The following is a 23,039-nucleotide window of genomic DNA, read 5'->3' on the forward strand; positions in this document are numbered from 1 at the left end:
TTTTTGCTGGCATACATTATAACTAATGATCGCTTATCTTATATTTATATTATACAATCTAGCTGCGTATCAGCTTACCAATTTAATATGAAGCTGCAGAGAATAAAGCTTCAAAAATGAAATTGTAAGAAGATAGCGAACTGCGACAGTTCAGGTGTGATTTGTTGCAGAACAAGATTAAGTCGTTCATGCAATTCCACAAGTGTCAGAAACACTTATCCCTGGAATTGTTGTTGGATAAATTGCCAAAGCCGTTCAATGGAAGCCTTGTTCGGGGCTATGGGCTGGTTGACAAACCGGAATCAAGTTATCAGACTACCGAGCGTGCGCTGGTCACATGAGCACCAGCCCGATCGAGTTGAATCAGGGTTCTTGGAGCCTCTATCGGTATTTGGAACTGCAAACAGAGATGAGGAATGTTTAAAAGTATGGTGCTACTTATGTAGGGTGCAACCTTAGAACCTTACGACTATTTAATGACTACCAACAATCTAGATAAACCCGCCCCCACACAACGAATAATCTACATCAACGCTGTCTGTGAACGAATCGAAAAAATGTACATTTGGATTGTTCGCCTTGTGAGGGCGGGTTTGTCAGATTATTCGTTTCCGACATAGATGGTTGGTAAAACCCGCCCCTACGCAATCTGAAATTATAGTTGATTTTTCAGGTATAAAATTAATAGGAAAACTCAAGCGGCTGCTAGCTGTGCTTGTTCTGCTGCTTGGGGCAAAGTCTGATTTACCACAATCCACTTGCCTGTAATTGGGTCGCGGTAAGTAATAAACGGATTAGATTTTAAAGGTTGACTGCAAGGTTTAGCGGCCATTTCTACACACTCCCAATAAATGGTATTGAATAACTACTACAACACCATACCTTTAATAATCGGCTGTTTTGCCTAAAATCAGCGTGATTTATACCTCAACAATATGTGATATTTTAGGTGTGCTTTGGTGACAGAGAACACTGCCTAATGTGATTCACAACTGCCTTGGCAGTGAGCAGTATCACCAAAAATCTTCCGTAACAAACATCTGTCTTCTGGCTTTTACCTTCTACCTTTAAGATGGCCACTATTTTCAGTATACATCTGATATTATTAAGTAAGGTAAAGACGTTTATCAGAGATCCCCTCACAAACTTATGGTGCTATTTGGATTTGGCAAAAAGTCAAGCCTGCCCTCTCCTCAAGAGGCATTACCGGGACGGGCAGAGTCGATGTCGGTACCGACAACTCACTTTGTTAACGGCAATCCGCTCAAACCTCCCTTTCCAAACGGCATGGAGACTGCCTTGTTTGGCCTCGGCTGTTTTTGGGGAGCGGAACGCAAATTTTGGCAGCAAAATGGAGTTTTTTCGACGGCTGTTGGCTACGCGGCCGGGATTACTCCGAATCCTACTTACAACGAAGTTTGCAGCGGGATGACGGGACATAATGAAGTAGTTCTGGTTGTGTTCGATCCGAAAGTAATTAGTTACGAAACGCTGCTCAAAGTTTTTTGGGAAAGTCACAATCCTACTCAAGGAATGCGTCAGGGCAATGATTCGGGTACTCAGTACCGATCGGGAATTTACACGTATTCAGCTAGCCAAATGCAGTTAGCTGAAGCTTCGCGAGATGCTTACCAGCAGGCTTTGACTCCGGCTGGTTACGGCAAGATTACTACTGAAATTATTGAGGCTCCTGAGTTTTATTACGCAGAAAGCTATCATCAGCAGTATCTTGCTAAAAACCCGAACGGTTATTGCGGTTTGGGCGGTACTAAGGTTTGTTTGCCTGCTATGTCTCAGGCTTAAAACTTTTACAAGGGGTATTTTGGGGCTGTTGCAATAGTCCGGCAGTCCGGCAGGGGTTTAAACCCCTGCCTCAAAGCTTAAGTCGTCTGAAGACGACTGAAAGGTTATTCAGATGGTCAAAGGGATTAGTTGAAAGCAGGTAAAATAATGCTGGCTGGTGTGGTAATTATCAATTTAATGATATCTCTGGTCTGTTTTTATATCGCTGCGAAGGTGTGGAAAATCAGGCGGACGATCGCACTTTTTGAAATTCGGATCGCAGCAATCGAACGCTGTAGCAGCAATGTCCTGAGCACGTCGCCGGATTTCTTTGCTAACAGGCAGCAAGGTGCCCGCCAACTGCGACTGCGCTATCAACAACTGGAATTGCAACTGCAACAGGTTCAGCAACTTTTGGGATTGCTGGGTTTGGGACGGATGCTTTGGCGCAGGCGCGATCGACCTTTGAGGTAAGCTATCCTAACACTGCCGCCCGTGCTGACTCCGTAGGATTTTCAACAATATTTCTACCTTTGTAAAGGGCTGCGATCGGGCAAACGCCCCTAAAATTGGTGTATGGAGAGAAGTTATAAAAATGTCAACTAAACGTTCAGGATTATTTATTGGCGGTTTGCTTGTGGGTTCTGCGATCGGGGCCGTGACTGGCTTGCTGATGGCACCGCGACCGGGCAAGGAGACGCGGCAGATATTGAAAAAATCGGCCGATGCTTTGCCGGAGTTGGCGGAAGATTTATCGACTAGCGTGCAGTTGCAGGCCGATCGACTTTCTGAAACTGCAATCCGAAATTGGGACGAAACTTTGATTAGACTCAAAGAGGCGATCGCGGCAGGTTTGGAAGCGACTCAGCGGGAACGCCAAACCCTGTCGGAAGCTGAAACTGAAGTGACTCCCCCGTCGCGGCCTCCCATCCGCTAAATGGCATGAAATTCTCAACCCCCCATCCCAGATTCAAGTGAGTGATCCCATATTTTGGCTAGGACTTTCGATTTTGCTAGTGGCAGTTAGCCTGACTGCTGTTTTAGTGACTTTAATACCTGCGGTGCAAGCCCTGGCCCGGGCGGCCCGCAGCGTGGAAAAGCTCGCTGACACGCTTTCTCGCGAATTTCCGCCCACTTTGGAGGCGATTCGGTTGACGGGGCTGGAAATTAGCGAGTTGACGGATGATGTCAGCGAGGGAGTACAAAGTGCGGGCGAGGTTGTCAAACAGGTCGATCGAAGTATTGGTAGCGCCAAAAAGCAGGCGCAAAATGTGCAGGTAACTACTCGCAGCCTGGTGACTGGGGTTAAGGCTGCTTGGAAAACTTTAACTCGGAAGCCGCCGATTTCTGGGACAAATCGCCGTTCAACAGATAGATTGTCGCCGAGTCAAAGAAGTGCGCTTTCGCTGAGGGATTCGGGTTTGGAGGACAGATATTCTGGGGGTTACGGTGCCGGTGCTAGTAATGGGGAATCCCCCAGGTTGAGGAGTAGCGAGGGTTCGGGTTTGCCGGGGGATGCTGAAGAGTTTGAGGAAGTGCGATCGAACGATTCTTGATTGCACCCAATTCCCGATCATCCCTCAACAGCACACCCATCCCACCAGCAAGGATTCTTATCAATAAAATCCATCAAAGCATCATACTTAGGCGAACCCTTTTGTTCCACATATTCCAAAGCCCCCCAACTTCCCCACTTAGTAAATTTACCCACATCCACAAAGTGCATGAAAAGACTGCCTCCAGCTTGTTTCCAACTATTCAGTAATTGCGTGTACATATCATACATTTCTGGGCGTCTATTTAATTCCATAAAAAACTTGGTCAGTTTTTCGTTATTCTCCACTCCGCCCGTACCTACAATATGTTGACCGCCCTCGTAAACAAATAACTTGAGACCTTTTTTTTGAGCCAGATCTAAGTAATACTTAAAATCATTATCTACATCGGGCAAACTATCTTTGAATCCAGCAAGTAACCCGCCCTCTTTTAATTGCTTAAAAGCTTTGCCAAATCCGCCATCTGCGTCATTCAACCAAGATTCTACTGTGCTGGCACTTTCTTTACCGCCCAAGTTGCCACTAAAATATCCAGCTATTGCATAGGCATCAATGCCGTGTTGATAACAAGGTTTATTGCCCTCAGCTACCCAAGAGGGACAATCTAAAGCATAATTTCCTAACTCTCTCCAAGCTCTTTGAGTTCCTAACACGCAGACAACTCGATTCTTTTGATCCCCAAAAACGCCTTTCCAGATATCGCACATTTGAGCACTACGCATTCCGTGCCATTGCATAAAAGCATCGCCTTTATCTCCCCACCTCGCTTTACCTTGTTTCAAAGCATAATGCGATTGTGGAAATGACCAATTCCAAACCTCATTAGAATACTCTACATTAACTTTCAGCTTGGGATCTAAACTATCTTTGACCATTTTAGCAAAGTTAGTCATATATTCATCCGTAGCCTGATGTGGCATATTAAACCAGGGTTCTGCTTGGACTTTTTTAGCTAAATTCACCATAACTTCTATGGGAACATTTCCTCTGTAAGAATAGGATATACTCTCTGGTTTAGGTCGGTTTGACCATTCTTTTTGTTCAGAACTGTTTGTCCCCATCCAGTCCATAAAACGCAAGACTCTAAATTTTTTAATCTTGTCTATAAACAGGGGATTAAATATTTCACCACTTTGATAAAGCTGTTCATCTTGGGAGTGAACAACTTTAATATTGCGGATATAGTTCCCTGTTTTCTTGGGATCTGTAGCGGTAATTATAATCATGATGCCTCCGCCTTGTGTGGCATCTACATTAATGATATCCCTCCCAGGTTTCGACGCAGCCTCATCTTTTTTGGCATCAAAGCTATATTCGATCGCACCTTCACCCTCATAAGTAACAATATATTGCCCTGAAGGATAGCGATTGGGGATTTCCCTAAGTAATAGGGTACTTACCCTAGTATATTTAGGAGCATCTTCGGGCGATGGCAGAGACTTCACCCACCCATTTTCATCAAGGTTTAAAAGATTATACTCCTCTGTATCCCATTCACCTTTACAGTTTGGTTGTCCGCTGACGCATTGAGTTATCCATTTTCTAGAAGATTTGAAAGCATCTAAAAAGGGTAATTGTGTGGAGTAGTCAGCAATACCACTAAGCCCAATTCCTAAAGAAGAGCTAGAATTTGACGTATTTTGTACATCTGCCCGCACAGCTACTTTGTTATCTACTTGCCGTACTGGTGTGGGAGCAATATTAGTTGTTAAAGCCCAACATCCGGGAATGAAAATGACAAAAATTAATAAACCCAGCACAAAGCCCAGAGCTGTTTTGTTCGATCTGATACTTAATCGAGACATAAATTTGACTGATTTGATTGTTTTAGGTAAGATCGAAGCGAGTGAGGCAGTTTTAATTTTGATATTTTATCAAAAAGTTCTTTCTCAAACTATCAGCTATAAGATTATTAACATTTTTGCCTCTCTGTGGAGGGGCGAGATCCCTTTCTGTCCCCAAGTGCGATCGCCCATCTAACCGTCTTTATCCAAATCTTCTGTTTTTGCAGTTTCTGAAGTTGAGGGGAATTCTAGTCGAATGTTAATATCAATTGATATTGTATTTTTCTCAATCACACCTATACCAACTATTTTTACTAATGCTTCTGTAGGTACAGAATTATTTATTTTAAATTCAGGAGAAGACTGAGTTTTATATCCGGCTTCCTGTAGCCGATCGCAAATATTGCGCCAATTTCCTACAGGTTCGTTAGGTACATCTGCGAGTTTTTTAACATATTGGTATAAAGTTTTACATAAATAAACCTCTGCACTTTTGGAACTCTGAAACAGTTGGCGGGCGATTTCGGCGGGACTGCAACCGGAAAGCAATCCTCGGAGGTAGAGTTTTTCTGTTTCTGTTAGTCCCCTGCGCGATCGAGGTGAGATTTGCCGTTTAGCTTCTGCAAAAGCTTGGTAAAGCCTTTCTAAGTCCCAGTGTTTGGCGGCTTCGGCAAATAAGTCTTCCTTTGGTACCATTGTCGGGTGTGTTGAGATGTGGCTAACGATAGCATAACGGAAATTGCTAGCGTTTGTTAGTTGCTTGGTATCGGTAGCTAGTGTAGTATTATACTAAGACTAAAGACATAAGTGTAAATACTTAGATTGACGGGGAGTCGCGATCGCTTCAACTAACGTCAAAGCTAGTATTTGCAAAAGTCAGAGGGCGCTAAGTAAAGTTTTGTAACAAAAAAGCAGTATTTTGCATAAAACTTGCGGACTCAGCCTGATAGATAAATAGAGCTTTAGAAGTACCGCTACTGTTGCGGTTCATCGGGGCTAAGGGTTCATGAGGGCGATCGGCCGATCGGCTTTTACAACAAACAGTTTATTTAATCCAAGCAAACACAGGGCAAGTCTATGTACTTGTCTCTAATCAACACGAGGGAATAACGTGTCTAATTTTTTCACGCCTGAATTTAATAACGAAAGTGCGATCGCACCTTGGAATGCCAGCCTAGAACTGACTAAGGCAATTATCCCGCAGCTAGATGCTAACCGCGTCCTAACCGGGGGTGTTGGTGAGGAAGTTAATCTCCCGACTTTAACGCCAGAAGCCTATGACAATATCATCTTGCCTGACGATTTGCTAACCCGGATGGCTAGTGCAGTGAGCACGGACTCCAACAGCAGTTTACCGGATAGCTCTGTCGATTTGCTAACAGGTCAGGCGATGTCAGAGGTTTATGAGGATTTGAGTAAGTTTGTCGCCGATCCAGATTTCGCAGCTAAGCTGAATGTGGCTTTTGGGGAAAACTGGGATGCTGCGACTGCGAAAGCCTTAGCTGAAGGATGGTTTCAGGGAGATTTTAGTGAGATCCCGTCGGTGAAGGTTGTCTCGTCTGCTGAGATTGGCGGGGCGAATGGGGCTTTTGCAGCAGCGACGGATACGATTTATTTATCGAAGGAATTTTTGACTCAGAATGTGGCGAATCCGGTGGCGGTGGCGGATGTGTTGCTGGAAGAAATCGGACACTCTGTTGATGCGCGGTTGAATGTTACGGATTCACCGGGAGATGAGGGGGCGATTTTTGCGGCGGTTGTTCAGGGGAAGGAGTTGAGTGAGGGTGAGCTTCAGGGGTTGAAGAGTGAGGACGATAGTGGGACTGTTGCGATCGACGGATATCAATATCTAGTAGAGAAGCAGTTGAGTTCATTTCCTGTCCAAGGTAGTATTGGCTATTTTTACAACAGAAATCCAGCTATAGCTAGTCAGTTGGGTAGAGCTACGGGTAATGAATTCCAATTTTCTTCGGGTAAATGGCGACAAAACTTTCAAAACGGTGCAATCTTTCACTCAGCAAATGGTACTTTCTCAGTTCGCGGTAGCCTGGGCAGTTATTACCTGAATACTTTAGGAGGTCAAAATAGTCAGTTAGGCTTGCCTACCAGTGAAGAATTTCAAGTTCCTAATGGATGGCGACAAAACTTTCAAGGTGGGGCAATTTTCCACTCAGGTGCCGGTAGCTATATGGCTCGTGGCAGCCTGGGAAATTATTACTTGAATAATTTGGGAGGTGAAAAAAGTCAGCTAGGTTTACCTACCAGCAATGAATTTCAAGTTCCTAATGGATGGCGACAAAATTTTGAGCGGGGTTATGTTAACTGGTGGAATACTGGTAATGGGACGTTTACACTGAATAATTCACCATCATTGGTAAGCAGCACACAACAAGCAAACTCATTTTTTAAACTTCAATACTGGAACCCAACCTATAACTCTTCTGGACCGTATAGCAGTACAAACTGTGGCCCGGCTAGTTTAGCGATGATTCGTCAAATGTTTGGCAGGGAGCAGGCGAATATCAGTGACGAAACTAGCATTGACTACGCACGTTATCTGATGTTTGGTTATTCTAATGGGACTCGTCAAGGAGTCCCTGTTCTCAATCAAGACACAGTGTGGACATCGTTTGACAATGTGAAAAACGGCATCAGAAACTCTGGTGGTACACCAGAAGAGTTAACCGGATGGGATAATTTAGATCGGTCTCTAGCTGCTGGAAAGCCGGTCATTAATTATGGTACTTTAACTTCTGCTTGGCGTGGGCAGTTTCCCTCAAGAGTCGGAAGTGGTTGGGGGGGTCATTGGAATGCTATTCTCGGCAAAACTTCCGATGGAAAATACATCGTTGCCGATCCGATGCACGAGGGAGGTACAGTTGCAATGACAAAAACTCAATTAAGTGTTTTTAATGCCAACCCGCAATTCATTGCTTTTGCTCGGAGGTAGAAAAAAATCACTCAATTTGCTATAGCTTAACAGCGACGGGCAACTGGCAGAGTGCAGCCGATCGTTCTTTATTTGGAATTAAAGAGCGATCGCCCTTATTTTCCCAAAGCGCGCTCGCCCTTTTCCCCAAATAACTAAAAGGGCGAGCGCCCTTTTTTCCCAAAGTGCGATCGCCCTTTTTTCCCAAAGTGCGATCGCCCTTTTCCCCCAAATAACCAAAAGGGCGATCGCTCTTCCCCTGCAAATTTAACCCACTTGCAATAATTCTTGAGACTGTATGGAATTTGGTACGCCATAAGCTGTATAAGCTCTTACTTCTGGCGGTTGAAGTCCTAAAACAATTAACTTAGGGGGAATGCCCGCTGCTACTAATTCTTCAGCGATCGAGCGATCGGTATTATTAGATTGAATCCAAACTTGACCGTCGATAATATCCATGTGTATAACACAATCGTGAATTCTTTTCCCCTGAAACCATCCCATTGATAGTAACATATACCGATCGTTTTCTAAATCAAAAATTACTTGACTTTGTACCTCAATTTCAGAAGCAAAAAACCCTGAGTATTCATTGAGAATCCCTTTAACAATCTGGCGGCAATCTACTAGGGTATCCATTTAACAATCTCCTCCATTTGTGGATTAAAAACAATCAACTTCAAATGATTATCGACCAATAAAAGATCGGCAAACTTATCTTCAATAAAAAGCTCCTCAAAAGACATCGCAGGTATGGCAAGATAGAGCGTTCTTTCCGGTTCAGTTTGTTCTAAAATTCTCTGATAAAGAATGTATTGTCCCAAAGCCTTCTCTAAATCTAAAATTTTAGAGTCACTGATAAAACTTTTAACTTCAACAGCTATCTTAGACTGATTATTTTCAGCGCAAATCAGTTTTTATGCTCCGATATCTACAAATAGTTTTCGCTTAGCCCATTTCAATAACAACGGGTCATGAGTAACTTTCCAGCCAGCTTTAACAAGGGCCTGTTTCACAACTGGATGATAGTAATCTTTTGCTGACACTCTTGCTCCTTTTTAACGCTTTCGGACGATGCTTTAAGTATAGCAAAGAAATTACCGACATTACTACCAATGACCCGAAAGATGAATCTTTAGCTTGCGTAAGCCAGTTTGTCGGCATCTATGAGGACTTGTCAAAGCTCGATCGCCCTTTTCTTCCCAAAGTGCGATCGGCCTATAATTTCAGCATGGCAACAACTGTCAAATTCAACAGAGCGATCGGTATAATTAAAAAATCAACATCAAATACAGTCAATTAATGCCATGATTGCTAATTTGCCCATCCAGCTGCCTCACTTACCCAACAGCTTGCCCAGCGAAGGTTCTGTCCGCATTGAGTTGGTCAACGGACTCTTAATATTTAGCGCTTCTATTCAAACCCAGGAACGAATTCAAACTTTAACAGCTCAACAACAAGCATCAAATCTAACTTCCGAAGAACAAACAGAATTGGATGGATATCGAGAATTCATTAGCTATCTAAATTTGGTAAATGAAACCATGAAAAATACTTTTCTATATCCTTTGCGAGGCACTGTCATTGGCTATGATGAGCCGTTTGAACCTGCGGTTTCGTTGGAAGATTGGGAAGCGCTACAATGATTGTACTAGATACTCATATATGGGTTTGGTGGGTTGACGATAACACACGACTGACTCAGAAACATCGGGACTGGATACAACAATATCAATCTCAAGGTTTAGGAATCAGCATCATTTATTGTTGGGAGGTTGCTAAATTAGTAGAAATGGGAAGACTTACTTTGTCAGTTACAGTTGATGAGTGGTTAAAACAAGCTTTGGCTTATCCCGGAGTGCAGCTACTCGAACTCACCATTCCCATCATTGTCGAGTCAACTAAACTCACAGGTTTTCACCGCGATCCAGCAGATCAAATCATTGTGGCAACTGCGAGGATTTGCGGGTGTCCCTTACTAACTGCTGATGCAAAAATTCTGGCATATCCTGATGTACAGACTCTTCAGTGACAGGTAAAAAATGCCTTAAGACGAATCTTTAGGTTGCGTTAGTCAGTTTGTCGGCATCTACGAAGACTCGTCAAAGCTCGATCGCCCTTATTTTCCGAAAGTGCGATCGACCTTTTCCCCCAAATAACCAAAAGGGCGATCGCCTTTCCCGTCCCGCATCCCAAAGGGCGATCGCCTTTCCTTAAGTTAAAATATAACTTGTCAGATTAGATAATATAACTTATCAGATTCAGAAAGGACAAGTTATGCCTGTAAACTGGAGAGAACATATCGTTAGTACCCCCGATGTACTGCGAGGTAAACCAAGAATCAAAGGGACTAGAATTCCCGTTGGTCTGATTTTAGGATATTTAGCATCAAATAACACTGTAGAACAAATCATCGACGAGTTTCCAGATATCACCAAACAACAGATAGCTGCTTGTCTTGATTATGCTCGCGATTTGTCGGATTTTGAAACAGTTGCCTAATGAGTTTAAGATTGTTCATCGATCAATGCGTTCCTAAGTCTATTATTCAAATACTTCGTGATACCGAGCATGAAGTTTTTGTATTGGGAGATTACATCCCAATTGAATCTCCAGATACTATTGTCATTGCCAAAGCTCAGGAATTAAATGCCATACTTGTTTCTCTGAATGGAGACTTCTCAGATATTGTGACTTATCCGCCAAGTTCATATCAAGGCATCATTTCTATTCAACTGAGAAATCACCCTGAAATTATTCCTCAGTTGATGGCAAGGCTAACAGAATACTTATCTTTGCACGATAGTGAGGAGCATTATCGAGGTAAATTACTACTGGTTGAAGTTTACAGGATTCGCATTCGAGAATAAAAATTGATAGCGAGATCCCTTTTCCCCCAAATAACCAAAAGGGCTCTCACCTTTCCCATCCCGAATCCCAAAGGGCGATCGCACTAATTTTTGGATAAGCTATCCCTTTACACATATAAAAGCTGATTGGCAATTTCATCAGCCGTTAACGTATTTAATAGAATAGCAACCCGTTGGACAATTTCATAGGCGTTCTTTTGAGGAGTCACAATTATCCCAGAATGTTCCCGTCCTTCTGTCATATATTCTAGGTGTAATCGCTCAAAATCCACGCGATTATGAGTCAGCAAACATCGCTCAACAGATGCAGCATAAGCCAATTGTTGGGTATCAAATTGACTCAACATTCCCTGTTCGCTCGTTGTCGTCACATCAAAACCCCTAGCCCGAAGCAAAGTAGCTACCAGCCTAGAAACATCTTCATCTGTATGAATAGTTGCAAATAGTTTCACGGCTTTTTCATTGCAGCTTTTACAGCAGGATGAATCAATTTTTCAGGAATTCTATTCCGCTCAATATAAGTATTTATTTCTTCTTGATTATCCAAATAAAAGCTCAGTGCGTCAAAAATTTGAGCTAATTTCAGATGAGGTAAGTGCATCGGGATTTCTTCAGGAGTGATACCCAAACGCCACAATTCCACGATCGCACGAACGGAAGTTCTCGTTCCTGCGATAATTGGTTCCCCTTGCAAGATTTCAGGGTGACGTGCGACATAACGCGAAGCAGATTGTGTAGTCATGATAGATTAACCGGACACATTGATCTTGATTATAACTTACCCTAAAACTCGGTTTTGTTGATGACACTTTAACATCACCTAATTTTCATTATCGTAGTCAATAGTACCCAACAATTCCATTACTTTTAGTTGTTTGCGACGTTGAATGTACTCGCGTAAAACTGCTTCGATTAATGTAGTAGGTGTTGGATGGTTACTCAAATCAAGGGCTTCTTGAAGGAGAGTTTTGTCAATTTCGAGCGTAGTTACCATATATTTTCTTCGTGCAAGTAGGGTATCACGTAATTGCCACCGAACAATGCTGTAATTTTAGTGTAGCACTCAAACTCTATCAATGGGCGATCGCTTTCCGCATTGAGTTCACGCGAGAATGAAAAGCCTGTTTAGCTTGCGTAAGTCAGGCAAGTCTTTATGAGGACTCGTCAAAGCTCGATCGCGATTTGGAAGTTTTGATTGCAGTGGGCATCCCGCGTCATTTATTTAAAATACTGACTGACAACGATGACATCGATTTGAAGTCTGTAACGCAATACCTCAAAGCAGTCTCATAATGTCTTGAGTGTAGCGCAATTGTTGCTTTTTTAAAGTGCGTGAAGCGGAGCTATCCCGTAGGGAATCGTCCTTATTTTTCTAAAGTGCGATCGCCTTACAATGATGTCAAATATATTCAATCCTCCCGATCATTTCTTCAGGCGCATACACTTCATAAATTAAAATCAAACTACGGATAATCTCGCCCACAGAACGAGAATTAGGAGGACAATAGACAATCCCCGGATAATCTGTGGTATCGCTTGCCATAATTAAAAAATCGTCATCGTGAGTTACTATCACGCGCTGCTGTTCCCGAATAAATGCCAGGTGTGACTCATCGCTTTTAGTACGCAATCCTGCATCAACTGTTGTTGTAACATCTATCCCGTAACGACGCAAACCGCGCGCAATGTTAGAGTCAATATGTTCGTCTAAATGAAAACGAATTTGCTCACTCACCTCTAATTGCCCTCAATTTTTCTTGTAACGGAGATGGTGGACTATTGCGCTTTAATTCTTGCACAATAGCTCGACTTTCAGCCGTGCGACGATCAATTTCTTCTCGATGATCGTAATAGTAGGTCATTGCAGCATGAACTGAGGCAAGTGGTAAGTCATACTTGCCGGCGATTTCTTCTACAGAAATTCCCATTTTCAGATACATTTCGGCGATGTGTGCTACAGCAATTCGATGGCCCGCAATGCGTGGCTTACCACCAAGTACCCCAGGCGTAATTTCGATATGTTCTGTGATGACTGATTCCTTAGACATCTTAGTTAAAGGCTCTTAATCAGTAATGTTTAACCTCTTTCATATTAACACCAACAAATTCAGCGCGCTCGCCTTTTCCTCTTTCTCATCGATCGGTTCTGCGATCGCCCCTCTCTTATCCCCAATCTCCAAGGGCGATCGCCATCCCTAAGTTAAAATATAAGTTGTCAGATGAGAAAGGACAAGTTATCCCCGTAAACTGGAGAGAACATATCGTTAGTACCCCCGACGTACTGCGAGGTAAACCAAGAATCAAAGCCACTAGAATTCCCGTTACTCTGATTTTAGGTTATTTAGCATCAAATAATACTGTCGAACAAATTATCGACGAGTTTCCCGATCTACTCAAAGAACAGATAGATGCTTGTCTTGATTATGCTCGCGATTTGTCAGATTTTGAAAAAGTGCGATCGCTCTTATTTAAATAATGTTAATATCGAAGCATGGATAGTGTGTACAGACTGCAAGGCGTTGAGTTTGAATGGGACACAAACAAATTTCAGATTAACCTAGAAAAGCATGGCGTTAGCTTTGAAGAAGCCACAGAAGTTTTCTTCGATCCATTCTATCAGGAGGGAGATGCAACGGCTAATGACGAACAGCGTAACTTTATCCTGGGTTACTCCCGCACTCAACGCCTATTACTGGTTGTTTATGTAGAACGCAGCTTGCGAATACGCATCATTTCTTCCCGTCCTGCTACCCGCACTGAAAGGAAATTATATGAACAATTCTGAAGAAGAAATAAAATTGCAATTGCGACCTCGTACAGCGGAAATAGTCTCGCTAAACATTCCAATAGATACTTTAGCATCACTTCAGAAAATAGCGGCGAATCGAGATATGTCTGTAGAAGCATTGCTTAAGTTTTATATAGGGCAAGGCTTACGGGAAGACTTAGCTAAAGTTTTTTCGGAACGCTTGCTGGACAAAACTGCTCAAGTTTTGGCGAGACACCTGGAGTCAGCCGAAGAAATATCAAATATTATTCGAGAAATTCAAGCTGAAACTGCACGTTAAATGACAATAAGGTTCAGTTAAAACTATTTATTCCTCGGAGATCCCCCTAAATCCCCCTTAAGAAGGGGAGTAGGGGTTGACTTTGAATAAGTTCTTGTCCCCCCCTTCGTAGGGGCGGTGCCAAGAGTGCCCGCCCGCTCGCTAGGGGGGATCGAGCTTAACTGAACCGTATTGCGTTAAATGATGCCGCGATTTAAGTACAAAACTAAAAGGCGATCGCCCTTTCCTTCCCCAAATACGCGCGTGCGAAGCTATCCCGTAGGGAATCGCCCTTATCTAACTTCTCTTCTCCTCACATTACTAAGCAACTGCAAGTTCATATTGCAGAACTAAAATTTCATCAGCTTTCAACATAGCCATAGCATATTCACTCCCTTGACTATCAGCAAACTCCACCAAATACTGACATTCCTTTCCCATATCATACACTTCAATAATAGTTCCCACAAGTCCAACTGGCAAACTAGAAATAAAGGCGTATTCTGGTTCCACTAGCGCTAATCGCGTATTTGAAATCGGCTTAAGAATCGCAACAGAATCCAAAACTCTAAAGTGTTTGCTCATAGTTTAAGAAAAGCTGAAATTCAACAACGGTTAGAATTAGTTGAAGTAATTTCCCAAAAGTACCTTCTCAAGGTTGGTAGGGGCAGGTTTAGTTAGGATATACGCGATCGCAGCGAGTTTACCCATTTCACGCACCCGCCCTCCCCACGCTAGGATATAGGCATTACTTAGGCCTTAAGTTCGCGCTGCTAAACTCAGAAGCAACAATCATCGACCCAATCCCCGCATCCGTAAATATTTCTTGCAGCAAAGCATGAGGAATTCGACCGTCAATAATGTGAGCACCCTTCACACCCTGAGCCAAACTCCGCACACAACAATTAACTTTCGGAATCATCCCCCCAGAAACAACTCCCGACTCAACCAACTCTCTTGCTTCTTGAATATCTAACTTAGCAATCAGACTATCCGGCTTGTGATAATCCTCTAAAATTCCCGCAGTATCAGTCATCAAAATCAACTTTTCCGCTCCCAAACCAGCCGCAATTTCCCCAGCCACCGTGTCAGCATTAATGTTGTAAGATTGACCGTTTTCATCGGCTGCCACGCTCGACACCACCGGAATATAGCCGCTGTTCACCAAAGACTCCAAAATCTGGATTTTCACGCCGCTGACTTCACCAACAAATCCAATTCCTTCCCTGCCATCTGGACGAGCTTGAATCAGATTGGCATCCTTGCCGCACAATCCCACTGCTTTGCCGCCAGCTTGGTTGATTAACGAAACAATTTCCTTATTTACTTTACCCACCAAAACCATTTCTACAACTTCCATCGTCGCCGCATCAGTCACCCGCAAACCATCCTTGAATTGCGGCTCAATTCCCAATTTCTCGAGCCAAATATTAATTTCCGGGCCGCCACCGTGAACCACAACCGGACGCATCCCCACGCAAGCTAGCAGCACAATATCCCGAACCACCTTGTCTTTGAGATTGCTATCTTTCATCGCAGCACCGCCATATTTGACCACAATTGTGCGACCGGCAAAGTGTTGAATGTAAGGCAGTGCTTCGGACAGCACCTCTACTCGATTAGTGTCCGAATTCCTAACAAAATCGCTTTGTTTGAGCATGGGTAAATTACAAAAGACTAAAAACTTAATTCTAAACTTTAATGGCTAAAGTACATATCAACAGCCACAAAAATCACTTTTTCCCTTGAATTTATCCACGCGCAGGCTCGATCGCCCTTATTGAGCCCCATCCTCAAAAAATTAATAGGTTTTTTTAATAAAAGCATTAAAATTTATGTATTATAACTTATACATTTTTTGCTACAGTCAAGAAATGTATAGCTCCATTGATTTACTTAACGTTTTATGTTAACTGCCGTCTCCCAAGACTCCGAAAACCTTCAGTACAAGCTACCCTCAGAGGCTGAGTCGTCCCCCCTGATGACGGTATTTTGCGATTTAGACGGGCCCATAGTCGATGTGTCCGATCGCTACTATGCCACCTATCAACAGGGATTGGCCGATACTCAAGCAGCTTATCTTGCTAGGGGAATCAACCTCAACCTTCAAATCCTCAGCAAACAGCAGTTTTGGCAGATGAAGCAAAACCGAGTGCCCGATGCTGAAATCGCCAAAAGTTCCGGCTTGTCGGGAGAAGAAATTCACGTTTTTCTTGGATGCGTCAGTCAGCTTGTCAATCAACCAGACTTGTTGCACTTAGATCGCATCCAGCCGGGAGTGCAATGGGCGATCGGACTTCTGCACTCCCGCGGCGTGCGTCTGATTTTAGTCACCCTGCGGCCGAGAAATCAAGCCGTTCAACTGTTACAAAATTACGGTTTAGCCAGACTGTTTACCAGCATTCGCGGAAGTCAGATGGTGGATGCCGCCTATCACAACTATACAGCCTTAAAAACTGAATTGTTGGCTGAAGTGGCAGAAGAATTTGAGTCATCGCTGGGTTCGGCTTGGATGATCGGAGATACAGAAGCAGACATCCTCGCAGGAAAAGCATTAGGAATACCTACAATTGCCGTTACCTGCGGAATTCGCAGCCGCTATCAACTCCAAAAGCACCAGCCTAATTTCATTCTCAGCGATTTGATTATTGCCGTTCATCACTTATTAGGTTCGGGCCAACAACTAATAGTAGAATGACTACAGTTAACTGTTGACTGTTGACTGTTGACTGTTGACTGTTGACTGTTGACTGTTGACTGTTAACTGTTGACTGTTAACTGATGACTGTTGACTGTTGACTGTTAACGAATGACTGTTGACTGTTAATGAATGACTGTTGACTGTTAATGAATGACTGTTAACGAATGACTAATGACTGATGACTAATGACTAATGACTAATGACTAAGATTTTTCTAAAGTCCTGGTCATTTCCCACAAGCGATTGAGCGGAAAATAAATCACCGGAGCCCAAAGACTGCTCAGAATAGCAGAACACAAAGCCACTCGCTGATGATAGCTCCAAATTTCCAATAAAGCCCGATCGCCCATAGAAAAAAATTGCAGTCCCATCACCGTTTCCGCTACCACCGCCATCCCAAACACAATTAACGCGATCGGAATCGGATCTCTCTCAACAATATCTACCGGAATCGACCAGGTTTTCTGCAAAACAACTGTTAGGACTCCTACAACAACTAGACTCACAGCGTGGCTGGGATGAGGAGCCGTCATCGCATCTTGAAGAAACCCCAAAACCAAGCCCATGCTTGCAGCTCCCCAAACTGTACGTTTCCGCTTAATACTCCAAGCTACCAACCAAATTAACAGCCAGTTAGGCCCAATTCCCAGCAATTCCATTCCCGGCAGCCGAGTGGGCAATATCAGTATGCACAGCATCACAGATAGAAATGTAACTGCGAAGTTGAGAAATTGGCGCGATCGCGAAGACATCCGAGATAAAGCTTTCATTGTTGCTGTACTCCCTCAGATGCTGCTGAAGATTGACTCTGCGAATCCTTCGGTTCGGCTTGCTTAGAGTGCGGGTAAACCACCGCCCACTCCAGAGCATTCATGGGTGCAGAGAACTCAACCACAGCTTCTGGAGCCGGAGTTTTATTCATATCCACCGAAACCACTTTTCCCACCGGCAAACCAGGAGGGAACAACTGACTGAAAGAAGAAGTTGAAACCACATCCCCAGGTTTGACATTGGGAACATTATCAAAAAACTCCATCACAGCCTGATTACCACCTTTCCCGCGCATAAAACCCATGTGGCGACTGCGGGTAATTCCCACACCCAATTGACTCGTAGCGTCGCTGACTAACAGCACCAAGCTAGTATTAGGAGTAACGCTGACAACCCTGCCTACTAAACCGCCGGGGCCCATGACAGTAAAATCTGTTTTGATGCCATCGTTACTGCCGCGCCCCAAGGTTACTTGCTGCCACCAGTGGTCGGCGCTGCGACCGACAATAGGAGCTACAATACCTGCTGGTTTCTTAGCCGAAACGTAACCTAAAAGCTCTTTTAGCTTCTGATTTTGATTGTCTAATTCTAATACCTGCGCTTGCAATTCTTGAGTTCGCGCCGAGATGAGTTCCTCTTGCCCCGATCCGTTGGCGTGAAACGGACGAGTCACCCAATTGTAAACTTCAAATACTGCCGCACCTTGTGTTTGTCGAACTCCCCAAGCGGCAGTTACAGCTAAACCTAAAAGAGCAATTTGCAGCCGCAGATCCCACCACTTTCGGAATGTATTTTTTAGCATAATTTCACTAATCTAAGATTGTTAAGTCAGGATTTTAGATTTGAGATTGCAGCCGTATTTCTCAATCCACAATCCCAAATTTGTTAACTACATATTACGCGACGACTGCCCGCTGAAAACCCGTTCCAATTGTTTGTTTTCCAATACTCTACCAGTTCCCAAAACCACGCAGCACAGCGGATCGGCTGCCACGTGAGTGACAATTCCTGTTTCGTGACTGATCAGAGTATCTAAACCTTTCATCAACGCGCCACCACCAGCCAGCATAATTCCCCTGTCAATAATATCTGCTGCTAATTCCGGCGGGGTGCGTTCCAAAGTACGCTTGACAGCTTCCACAATTACTGAAAGCGGTTCCGACATACTTTCGCGAATTTCTGGGCCTTTGATAGTAACAGTTCGTGGCAAACCAGACAGTAAGTGCAAGCCCCGCACTTCCATCATTACATCGTCATCCTCTGGAGTTGGATATGCAGAACCAACCTGAATCTTAATTTCTTCAGCAGTGCGTTCGCCAATGACCAAATTGTGAACTTTTTTCATGTATTGGACGATCGCCTCATTGAGTTCGTCGCCGGCTACCCGCACAGACTCACTGATCACCGTACCTTGCAAACTCAAAACCGCAACTTCCGTAGTACCTCCGCCTATATCTATAATCATATTGCCAGTCGCCTCAGCAACAGGCAGTCCAGCCCCGATCGCCGCAGCGATGGGTTCATCAATTAACCGTACTTCTCTAGCACCGGCCTGAGTCGCCGCCTCAATGACAGCACGCCTCTCGACTCCGGTGACACCGCTGGGAATGCCAATAATTATCCGCGGCGAAACTAAGCTTCGGCCTTCGTGAACCCTGCGGATAAAAGTCTTGAGCATTAGTTCCGCCGTATCGAAGTCTGCAATTACCCCGTCGCGAAGCGGGCGCAGTGCTATGACGTTCCCTGGCGTGCGGCCGAGCATTTTTTTGGCTTCTTCTCCCACAGCCAGCGGTATTTTTAAATCTTGGTCGATCGCCACTACAGAAGGTTCCTGCAGAACAATACCTTTGCCCGATACATAAACGAGCGTGTTAGCAGTACCGAGGTCGATACCCATATCTCTAGATAACGAAAATCGATTGAGAAGACCCACTGATTCGTACCCCCCCCAAAAACTAAAATACTATTGTGTGCAATAATGTTGTTACAAAAGTGTAACCGAGGTGGATTCTATTACGTTTTTCATCCTGAGTCTAGTCAGAAATGTACATTGTCGAGCTCAGGTTGAGCGCAGACTCGCCAATCATCCACTATCAATATGTTCTGCTAACTGGGTGTACAATCAGGATGAAGCCTCACAAGCGTTGTTCCAAGTTCAGTTTGGAGGCTAATGCGCGTGTGGACTGTTTAACTACATCACCGATCGACCACATTCCAAAAAAAGTTTATGAGTCTTAATGTTGTGACTTTAGTAGGCCGCGTCGGCGGCGACCCGGACGTAAAGTATTTTGAGTCGGGTACAGTTAAGTGTAGTTTGACGCTGGCAGTGAACCGCAGAACGAAGAACAGCGATCAACCAGACTGGTTCAATCTGGAAATCTGGGGCAAAACAGCGCAGATTGCTGCTGACTACGTTCGCAAAGGCTCTCTAATTGGCGTAACAGGCTCTTTGAAGTTCGATCGCTGGCAAGACCGCAATACCGGTTCAAATCGCTCGAAGCCGGTAATTAAGGTAGACCATTTAGACTTGCTGGGTTCCAAACGCGACAACGAGTCGGGTATGTCGCAACACAACAGCGAATTCTAGCGTTTGGGGAATTAGGGAATTAATATTTGTGAATTGGGTGGGTGCTTGTGACTTCAGAAAAGTTAGAAATTGTTCAAACTGAGTACCAAGCTGGGCAAGTAGCTTTTGAGAGTGGCCGGTATGCTCAAGCTGTGCAGAGTTTAGAAACAGCTACCGGTTTAGTCGATCGAAATTCCCGGTTGGGCGGCGAGGTGCAGATGTGGCTAGTGACAGCCTACGAAGCCTCTGGCAATACAGAAAAGGCGATCGAGCTTTGCCGCAAGCTCACCCGCCATCCCCGCCAAGAAACCCGCCAGCAAGCAAAGCGCTTGCTGTTCATTCTCGAAGCTCCCAAACTCACTATCCCTCCTGAATGGATGGTGAAAATCCCGGATTTGGCAGCTTTAGATGAAAATCAATCAATCAGTTTTCAAGCCAATCCGAACGCTGATATCAAGTACGCTAAACCCAAGCCCGCCGTACCAGAGCCTGTAGATTTGAGTCAGGTTAATACGAAAGATAATAGGTTTATTTGGGTGGCGTTAATTGCGATCGGGCTAATTTTAGGCGGCTTATTTATTAGTTATTAATCATTTTTGGAAGTGGATTCGCGAATAAACCCGGTTTCTGTGGTCGGTTGGTAGCGATCGCCAGTTCTTGAGTATAGTGCGAGATGTGAGTTAACATAGGAGTTAAAAAGCTCCACATCCCGATCGTCCGCGATCGCGATAAGCTGTGGGTTCCATCTACAATCTACAATCTAGAATCCGATGACTTCACTCCCCACCAACCGCGCCAAAACACTCAAAGAAGCTTACCGCGCTTGCGATGTCAAGCCTCTCATGGGCGATGATATTGCACGATATTATGTGGATTTGTCCGCAGTACGCAACACAGTCGCGATCGAAAATGTTAGCACGGATTTGGATCTTCAAGAACCGGGAGAATTTAACACAATTTTGTTTACCGGACATCGGGGATGCGGCAAAAGTACAGAATTAAAACGCATTCAGTCGCGATGGGAAAATGAATATCGGGTGATTTATATAGAATTCGATCAGGAACTAGATGTTCTTGATGCTGAATATACCGATTTATATTTGCTAGTTATCAAAAAAGTAGCTGATGAGTTAACTGAATTAGGATTGAAGTTTGATCCAAAACTATTACATAGTTTTGAATTGTGGTTTAAAGAAGTCACTAAAGAAACAGAAGAAACTGTTCAATCTTCTGTTAGCATCGAAACTGAAGCAAGTGCAGGAGGAGAAATTCCCTTCATTTCTAAGCTGATGGCAAAATTGATCGGTCAAATCCGAGGTTCTAGTCAACACAAACAAGTTATTCGCGAAACTCTTCAGCGCAATCTATCCCGCTTGCAAACAGATATGAATCTGTTGTTAAAAGATGCTTTTGACAAGCTGATACGCAAATATCCAGGCCGTTATCAAAAAGGATTTTTACTGATTGTTGATAACTTAGACCGCATTACTCCAAGAGTTGCCAATCATTTGTTTTTTGATTATGCTCCTCAACTGCAAGAACTAGACTGTACAATTATCTATACAGTGCCGATTTCGGTAATTTATTCATATAAAAATGTCAGCAATTTATTTGATAGCAATCCCAACATCGTGCCAATGGTGAATATTTATGAGTTTAACCGCAGTGAGTGCGATTTAAATTGCAATCAGGAAAGATTAGATGGAGTTGCCAGTTTGATCGAGAAACGAGTTGATGTTAGTGCGGTATTTGACGATCGCCAACAGTTGCTAGATTTGGCAAAAGCTAGCGGTGGTCATGTGCGACAATTGATGCAGATAACTCGATCGGCTTGTCGCACGGCCATTACTCGCAAACACAATAAAGTTTTGGCTGAAGATGTAACTTACGCTTTAAATCAACAGCAATTTGATTTTGAAAGGTCTACTCCTACACCAGAATATTATACGATATTAGCGCAAGTTTGTATCGACAAAGATATTGCTAAAGAAGAAATCGGACAAAATTTATTATTCAATCTTTCCGTCTTGGAATACAACGGGAGTAGTCGGTGGAATTATGTCAACCCACTCGTAAAACAAAGCTATGCTTTCCAACAAGCCCTTAGATCAATTCAAGGAAATCCCTGAAATATACCGACAAAGGATTGTTGAACTCAATCAAGAATCTTTCGATCAATTGCTGACGTTTGTCGATATTGTTCCCGACAATGCCTTTGATTTGGGATTTATCCAAAGTAATTTTGCCAAGGATAGAGATGCGATTATTCAGGCTTTAATTAACCATCCCGATTGTCAAGAGATGCAGTTTGAGATTTGGGATTTTCCCGATCCTGAGATGCGCTTTTTGCTGGACGAAATTCTGAAGATTTTGCCAACAGTTAAGGTTCAACCAGACAAAAAGTTGATTTTCGTGGTGCGGGGAGTCGAAAATGCGATCGGGATGACGGGGGAATATCCACCGATGTTGGTTGATTTTAATTGGGTGCGAGATGCTTATCCGGTTATGGTGCCACATCTCATGCTGTTTTGTTTGCCGGATTATGCAATTACGCGAGTTGCTAATTATGCGCCGGATTTCTGGGCCTGGAATTCGGGAACTTTTGTGTTCAAAACTCCTGCAAATACTAGAGATGATGCGATTTCTCAAACTCTGGATGCTAGTAAAGGGATTAGCAATTGTGAGTTGCCGGAAAAGCAGGAACGGATCGATTTATTAAAACGGTTATTGATTGAATATACTCCCTCGAATGGGCGCGAGGAAACTGAAGGGGATTTGAAAACTCGGATCAGAGTTTTGAATGATTTGGGAGTTGCCTATGGCAGCCGGAGTGAATATAAAACAGCAAAATACTATCTAGAACAAGCCTTAGATTTAGCGAAAGATGATGAAGTTTTAGGCGATGTAAAGGCAAATAGTTTGCATGAATTAGCAATTGTTGAGCGCAATCTAGGGGAAATTGAAAAGGCAATTACTTTAGAACAGCAAGCTATGGAAATCTTTGAACGCATCGGCGATATTAAGATGAAAGCT

34 protein-coding genes and 1 pseudogene are annotated in these 23,039 nt (G+C 43.6%); 19 read left to right on the forward strand and 16 right to left on the reverse strand.

Going from position 1 to position 23,039, the window contains the following annotated elements:
* Positions 1–694: 694 nt before the first annotated feature.
* Entirely contained in the window at positions 695–832 is a 138-nt protein-coding gene (locus QUB24_RS25885) for a hypothetical protein (protein WP_190663661.1), read from the reverse strand.
* A gap of 317 nt (positions 833–1,149) precedes the next feature.
* Here QUB24_RS25885 and msrA point away from each other — a divergent pair, with 317 nt between their 5' ends.
* From msrA to QUB24_RS25905, 4 genes are all read left to right on the forward strand, one after another.
* A complete protein-coding gene (msrA, locus tag QUB24_RS25890; protein WP_333156489.1) occupies positions 1,150–1,803 on the forward strand; it encodes a peptide-methionine (S)-S-oxide reductase MsrA in 654 nt (217 codons plus the stop codon).
* A gap of 147 nt (positions 1,804–1,950) precedes the next feature.
* The gene (locus QUB24_RS25895) at positions 1,951–2,256 is read left to right on the forward strand and encodes a hypothetical protein (protein ID WP_333156490.1); all 306 of its coding nucleotides are present in this window, start codon (positions 1,951–1,953) and stop codon (positions 2,254–2,256) included.
* 121 nt (positions 2,257–2,377) lie between these two features.
* Positions 2,378–2,719 carry a YtxH domain-containing protein gene (locus tag QUB24_RS25900; RefSeq protein WP_333156491.1) on the forward strand — a complete coding sequence of 114 codons (342 nt, stop codon included), beginning with the start codon at positions 2,378–2,380 and terminating at the stop codon, positions 2,717–2,719.
* Positions 2,720–2,756: 37 nt separating this feature from the next.
* Entirely contained in the window at positions 2,757–3,338 is a 582-nt protein-coding gene (locus QUB24_RS25905) for a DUF948 domain-containing protein (RefSeq protein ID WP_333156492.1), read from the forward strand.
* A gap of 17 nt (positions 3,339–3,355) precedes the next feature.
* Here QUB24_RS25905 and QUB24_RS25910 read toward each other — a convergent pair whose 3' ends face one another.
* Positions 3,356–5,143 carry a cellulose-binding protein gene (locus QUB24_RS25910; RefSeq protein WP_333156493.1) on the reverse strand — a complete coding sequence of 596 codons (1,788 nt, stop codon included), beginning with the start codon at positions 5,141–5,143 and terminating at the stop codon, positions 3,356–3,358.
* A 171-nt stretch (positions 5,144–5,314) separates the two neighbouring features.
* Positions 5,315–5,818, reverse strand: a complete 504-nt coding sequence (locus QUB24_RS25915) for a DNA-binding response regulator (protein ID WP_333156494.1) — start codon at positions 5,816–5,818, stop codon at positions 5,315–5,317.
* Positions 5,819–6,233: 415 nt separating this feature from the next.
* On the opposite strand from QUB24_RS25915, the gene QUB24_RS25920 reads away from it, so the two are divergent.
* Positions 6,234–8,072, forward strand: coding sequence for a hypothetical protein (locus QUB24_RS25920; protein WP_333156495.1), 1,839 nt, complete (start codon positions 6,234–6,236; stop codon positions 8,070–8,072).
* Positions 8,073–8,091: 19 nt separating this feature from the next.
* On the opposite strand, the gene QUB24_RS25925 is transcribed toward QUB24_RS25920, so the two are convergent.
* The 3 genes and pseudogenes from QUB24_RS25925 to QUB24_RS25935 form a co-directional block, all read right to left on the reverse strand.
* Positions 8,092–8,316 carry a hypothetical protein gene (locus QUB24_RS25925; protein ID WP_333156496.1) on the reverse strand — a complete coding sequence of 75 codons (225 nt, stop codon included), beginning with the start codon at positions 8,314–8,316 and terminating at the stop codon, positions 8,092–8,094.
* Positions 8,317–8,318: 2 nt separating this feature from the next.
* Positions 8,319–8,690 (reverse strand): XisI protein, encoded by a 372-nt coding sequence (locus QUB24_RS25930; protein ID WP_333156497.1) that lies wholly within the window; start codon positions 8,688–8,690, stop codon positions 8,319–8,321.
* Positions 8,678–9,097: pseudogene (locus tag QUB24_RS25935) on the reverse strand (element excision factor XisH family protein). Before QUB24_RS25935 ends, QUB24_RS25930 begins: the two are co-directional and overlap by 13 nt.
* A gap of 2 nt (positions 9,098–9,099) precedes the next feature.
* Between QUB24_RS25935 and QUB24_RS25940 the strand changes: the two are divergent.
* The 6 genes from QUB24_RS25940 to QUB24_RS25965 are packed head-to-tail and all read left to right on the forward strand — an operon-like array spanning position 9,100 to position 10,921.
* Positions 9,100–9,354, forward strand: a complete 255-nt coding sequence (locus tag QUB24_RS25940; RefSeq protein WP_333156498.1) for a hypothetical protein — start codon at positions 9,100–9,102, stop codon at positions 9,352–9,354.
* 4 nt (positions 9,355–9,358) lie between these two features.
* On the forward strand, positions 9,359–9,697 hold the full coding sequence (locus QUB24_RS25945; protein WP_333156499.1) for a hypothetical protein: 339 nt from the start codon (positions 9,359–9,361) through the stop codon (positions 9,695–9,697).
* A complete protein-coding gene (locus QUB24_RS25950; protein ID WP_333156500.1) occupies positions 9,694–10,083 on the forward strand; it encodes a type II toxin-antitoxin system VapC family toxin in 390 nt (129 codons plus the stop codon). Before QUB24_RS25945 ends, QUB24_RS25950 begins: the two co-directional genes overlap by 4 nt.
* 47 nt (positions 10,084–10,130) lie before the next feature.
* A complete protein-coding gene (locus tag QUB24_RS25955; protein ID WP_333156501.1) occupies positions 10,131–10,268 on the forward strand; it encodes a hypothetical protein in 138 nt (45 codons plus the stop codon).
* A gap of 60 nt (positions 10,269–10,328) precedes the next feature.
* Positions 10,329–10,553 carry a DUF433 domain-containing protein gene (locus QUB24_RS25960; protein WP_333156502.1) on the forward strand — a complete coding sequence of 75 codons (225 nt, stop codon included), beginning with the start codon at positions 10,329–10,331 and terminating at the stop codon, positions 10,551–10,553.
* On the forward strand, positions 10,553–10,921 hold the full coding sequence (locus tag QUB24_RS25965) for a DUF5615 family PIN-like protein (protein WP_333156503.1): 369 nt from the start codon (positions 10,553–10,555) through the stop codon (positions 10,919–10,921). Before QUB24_RS25960 ends, QUB24_RS25965 begins: the two co-directional genes overlap by 1 nt.
* A gap of 107 nt (positions 10,922–11,028) precedes the next feature.
* Here QUB24_RS25965 and QUB24_RS25970 read toward each other — a convergent pair whose 3' ends face one another.
* The 5 genes from QUB24_RS25970 to QUB24_RS25990 form a co-directional block, all read right to left on the reverse strand.
* A complete protein-coding gene (locus QUB24_RS25970) occupies positions 11,029–11,373 on the reverse strand; it encodes a DUF5615 family PIN-like protein (protein WP_333156504.1) in 345 nt (114 codons plus the stop codon).
* A complete protein-coding gene (locus QUB24_RS25975; protein WP_333156505.1) occupies positions 11,370–11,663 on the reverse strand; it encodes a DUF433 domain-containing protein in 294 nt (97 codons plus the stop codon). The genes QUB24_RS25970 and QUB24_RS25975 overlap by 4 nt, the downstream gene beginning before the upstream one ends.
* Positions 11,664–11,741: 78 nt before the next feature.
* Complete coding sequence (locus QUB24_RS25980; protein WP_333156506.1) at positions 11,742–11,915, reverse strand: type II toxin-antitoxin system VapB family antitoxin; 174 nt, start codon at positions 11,913–11,915, stop codon at positions 11,742–11,744.
* Positions 11,916–12,320: 405 nt separating this feature from the next.
* Positions 12,321–12,656 carry a DUF5615 family PIN-like protein gene (locus tag QUB24_RS25985; RefSeq protein WP_193971742.1) on the reverse strand — a complete coding sequence of 112 codons (336 nt, stop codon included), beginning with the start codon at positions 12,654–12,656 and terminating at the stop codon, positions 12,321–12,323.
* Entirely contained in the window at positions 12,649–12,969 is a 321-nt protein-coding gene (locus QUB24_RS25990; protein ID WP_333156507.1) for a DUF433 domain-containing protein, read from the reverse strand. Before QUB24_RS25990 ends, QUB24_RS25985 begins: the two co-directional genes overlap by 8 nt.
* A gap of 164 nt (positions 12,970–13,133) precedes the next feature.
* On the opposite strand from QUB24_RS25990, the gene QUB24_RS25995 reads away from it, so the two are divergent.
* Genes QUB24_RS25995 through QUB24_RS26005 form a run of 3 tightly spaced genes read left to right on the forward strand, consistent with a single transcriptional unit; the run spans position 13,134 to position 13,989 of the window.
* A complete protein-coding gene (locus QUB24_RS25995) occupies positions 13,134–13,397 on the forward strand; it encodes a DUF433 domain-containing protein (RefSeq protein ID WP_333156508.1) in 264 nt (87 codons plus the stop codon).
* A gap of 15 nt (positions 13,398–13,412) precedes the next feature.
* On the forward strand, positions 13,413–13,706 hold the full coding sequence (locus QUB24_RS26000) for a BrnT family toxin (protein ID WP_333156509.1): 294 nt from the start codon (positions 13,413–13,415) through the stop codon (positions 13,704–13,706).
* Positions 13,693–13,989 (forward strand): hypothetical protein, encoded by a 297-nt coding sequence (locus QUB24_RS26005; RefSeq protein ID WP_333156510.1) that lies wholly within the window; start codon positions 13,693–13,695, stop codon positions 13,987–13,989. Before QUB24_RS26000 ends, QUB24_RS26005 begins: the two co-directional genes overlap by 14 nt.
* A gap of 300 nt (positions 13,990–14,289) precedes the next feature.
* Here QUB24_RS26005 and QUB24_RS26010 read toward each other — a convergent pair whose 3' ends face one another.
* Both QUB24_RS26010 and argB read right to left on the reverse strand, forming a co-directional pair.
* Positions 14,290–14,553 carry a DUF4926 domain-containing protein gene (locus tag QUB24_RS26010; RefSeq protein ID WP_333156511.1) on the reverse strand — a complete coding sequence of 88 codons (264 nt, stop codon included), beginning with the start codon at positions 14,551–14,553 and terminating at the stop codon, positions 14,290–14,292.
* A gap of 163 nt (positions 14,554–14,716) precedes the next feature.
* Entirely contained in the window at positions 14,717–15,628 is a 912-nt protein-coding gene (gene argB / locus QUB24_RS26015; RefSeq protein WP_333034924.1) for an acetylglutamate kinase, read from the reverse strand.
* A 246-nt stretch (positions 15,629–15,874) separates the two neighbouring features.
* Between argB and QUB24_RS26020 the strand changes: the two genes are divergently transcribed.
* On the forward strand, positions 15,875–16,666 hold the full coding sequence (locus QUB24_RS26020) for an HAD family hydrolase (protein ID WP_333156512.1): 792 nt from the start codon (positions 15,875–15,877) through the stop codon (positions 16,664–16,666).
* 206 nt (positions 16,667–16,872) lie between these two features.
* Here the strand turns inward: QUB24_RS26020 and mreD are convergent, their stop codons facing one another.
* The 3 genes from mreD to QUB24_RS26035 form a co-directional block, all read right to left on the reverse strand.
* Entirely contained in the window at positions 16,873–17,439 is a 567-nt protein-coding gene (gene mreD / locus QUB24_RS26025) for a rod shape-determining protein MreD (protein WP_333156513.1), read from the reverse strand.
* Positions 17,436–18,242 carry a rod shape-determining protein MreC gene (gene mreC, locus QUB24_RS26030; protein ID WP_333156514.1) on the reverse strand — a complete coding sequence of 269 codons (807 nt, stop codon included), beginning with the start codon at positions 18,240–18,242 and terminating at the stop codon, positions 17,436–17,438. Before mreC ends, mreD begins: the two co-directional genes overlap by 4 nt.
* Before the next feature lie 87 nt (positions 18,243–18,329).
* Positions 18,330–19,337, reverse strand: a complete 1,008-nt coding sequence (locus tag QUB24_RS26035; protein WP_006632285.1) for a rod shape-determining protein — start codon at positions 19,335–19,337, stop codon at positions 18,330–18,332.
* A gap of 330 nt (positions 19,338–19,667) precedes the next feature.
* Here QUB24_RS26035 and QUB24_RS26040 point away from each other — a divergent pair, with 330 nt between their 5' ends.
* From QUB24_RS26040 to QUB24_RS26055, 4 genes are all read left to right on the forward strand, one after another.
* On the forward strand, positions 19,668–20,027 hold the full coding sequence (locus tag QUB24_RS26040; RefSeq protein WP_190663675.1) for a single-stranded DNA-binding protein: 360 nt from the start codon (positions 19,668–19,670) through the stop codon (positions 20,025–20,027).
* 47 nt (positions 20,028–20,074) lie between these two features.
* Positions 20,075–20,596 (forward strand): tetratricopeptide repeat protein, encoded by a 522-nt coding sequence (locus tag QUB24_RS26045; protein ID WP_333156515.1) that lies wholly within the window; start codon positions 20,075–20,077, stop codon positions 20,594–20,596.
* A gap of 180 nt (positions 20,597–20,776) precedes the next feature.
* Positions 20,777–22,135 (forward strand): P-loop NTPase fold protein, encoded by a 1,359-nt coding sequence (locus QUB24_RS26050; protein ID WP_333156516.1) that lies wholly within the window; start codon positions 20,777–20,779, stop codon positions 22,133–22,135.
* Positions 22,092–23,039, forward strand: a 948-nt coding sequence (locus tag QUB24_RS26055; protein WP_333156517.1) for a tetratricopeptide repeat protein, incomplete at its 3' end; no start/stop codon positions are given. The genes QUB24_RS26050 and QUB24_RS26055, both read left to right, overlap by 44 nt.

This window comes from Microcoleus sp. B9-D4, assembly GCF_036705105.1.
Taxonomy (GTDB): domain Bacteria; phylum Cyanobacteriota; class Cyanobacteriia; order Cyanobacteriales; family Microcoleaceae; genus Microcoleus.